Consider the following 1,773-nt stretch of genomic DNA (forward strand, 5'->3'; position numbering starts at 1 on the left):
GTTTAAAAACTGATGAAGCAAGCATACGATTGATTGTTAACACAAACAAGTAAAACGACTGTGCACAAATGTTTTTGATTTGACTGAAGCAAGCCGCCATCTGAGCTATTAAGTGTAATGGCGCTTTCGAGGTTCAACTAATATCTTGGCGATAAAGCGCCTATTACACCACCTTTGAGTTGAATGCGGCGGATTTAAACCTACAACAAGCCAGAGCGATGCTAGCGAAAACAGGTGAGGGTAGTTGCATTGGGATTTTTATAAAGCCAAACGCAGTTTAGGCTGACGCCTTATAACTTTTAAATAAGGGGCGCAGGCATGTGGGCTAAAATCCGAACGAAGTGAGCAGCCCACATGTTTGCGTCCCAGCCCGCGCAGCGGGCGAACTTGATTTTTTTGTTAGGCATGTTCGTCCACAACCTTCAGTTGCGATATGTCCATTACCCTTACATGTGTTTGGTAATAGTATTTACCAGTAGGTTTGCCGTCTGATAAAAATGCAATCTTAACCCGCTGAGCCTTACCATTAACTACTATTGCTTTATTTAAGAAATATTCCTGCGGCGGCATCCCATATTTAGCTGATAATTGTGCAATTACTTTTGGGTGTAAAGCGACGGTTACTGCTCTCTGATCGCGATAGTCTTTTTCAGTATTTAAATAGACATATTGCCCTTGGCTACCAGTTGCGACTATTTGAAGAGTGTATTGACCAAGAACACCTTTGGGCGCTGAATCTGCAGCGGCCTTTATTATGTCCATCGGATCTGAGAATGTAGATGTAGTGTGCGAGGTTGTGGTAGTGCAACCAGCGAGTAAAAAGATAAACGCTAAAACAACATTTTTCATAATTTATTTCCTTATAAATGCCTAACATTAAGCTAAGCGGCGCAGTTGCGTGGGGCATAATGGCGAAGCCGCCCCGCGTAAATGCGTCCGAGCGACCGAAGGGAGTGGTCTTTAGCGCTTTGTTAGAAGCAGAGCCAGTTCCTTTGGTCTGTTTAAAAACTGTTGATGTCAGCATACGATTGATTGTTAACACAAACAAGCAAAACGACTGTGCACAATGTTTTTGATTTGAATGAAGCTAGCCGCCATTTGAGCTATCGAGTGTAATGGCGCTTACTGGATGAAAATAAGAATTTGGCGATAAAGCGCCTATTACACCACCTTTGAATTAACTGCGGCGGATTTAAACCTACCACAAGCTAGAGCGATGCTAATGAAAACAGGTGAGGGTAGTTGAACTGATTATTTAATTAAGCAAACGCAGTTTGGCTGACGCCTTCTAACTTTAAGCTAAGCGGCGCAGTTGCGTGGGGCATAATGGCGAAGCCGCCCCGCGTAAATGCGTCCGAACGACCGAAGGGAGTGACTTAAGCGCTTTGTTAGAAGCAGAGCCTGTTCCTTTGGCCTTTTTAAAAACTAATGCAGCCAGCATACGATTGATTATTAACACAAACAAGCAAAACGACTGTGCACTAGTGTTTTTGATTTGGCTTAAGCTAGCCGCCATTTGAACTGTTGAACGCATTGGCGCTTGTTGACGTTAAATAATAACTTGGCGATAAAGCGCCTAATGCGCAACCTTTGAATTGAAAGCGGCGGATTTAAACCTACCACAAGCCAGAGCGATGCTTATAAAAACAGGTGAGGGTAGTTGTACGGGGATTTTTATAAAGCCAAACGAAGTTTAGGCTGACGCCTTATAACATTAAGCTAAGCGGCGCAGTTGCGTGGGGCATAATGGCGAAGCCGCCCCGCGTAAATGCG

1 protein-coding gene is annotated in these 1,773 nt (G+C 43.9%); it reads right to left on the reverse strand.

All coding sequences use genetic code 11. The features are described 5' to 3' along the window. Positions 1-399 precede the first annotated feature (399 nt). Complete coding sequence (locus tag AC27KT_RS19725; protein WP_118492361.1) at positions 400-849, reverse strand: hypothetical protein; 450 nt, start codon at positions 847-849, stop codon at positions 400-402. Positions 850-1,773 lie beyond the last annotated feature (924 nt).

Source organism: Alteromonas sp. 5NW40-0090 (assembly GCF_057552975.1).